Here is a 222-nt window from a genome sequence, read left to right on the forward strand (position 1 = left end):
TGGTTACCCCGTATCCCTTTTCCCGCAAACGCTGCGGCAAGGGGGAATCCAGGGATGGAGTCACCACGTTGACGGTGATGTAACCGATGGCCAGCCGCTCCTCGATCCTGACCCCAATCAGGACCCCGGCCCCGTAACTCAGGCAATACGCCAGCAAGTGAAGCGGACGGTCCAGGTTGTCCAGCACCAGCTTGAATCCGACGAAATAGATGCCGATTTCCA

Annotated in this window: 1 protein-coding gene; it reads right to left on the reverse strand. The window is 58.6% G+C overall.

Annotation, left to right across the window (positions count from 1 at the left end; genetic code table 11):
• Positions 1–222: DUF5698 domain-containing protein (locus LD028_RS10035; protein WP_237811729.1), on the reverse strand; the 222-nt coding region annotated here is incomplete at both ends.

The sequence above is a fragment of the Anoxybacillus sp. LAT27 genome, from assembly GCF_022030075.1.
In the GTDB taxonomy this organism is placed as follows: Bacteria; Bacillota; Bacilli; order Bacillales; family Anoxybacillaceae; genus Anoxybacillus; species Anoxybacillus kestanbolensis.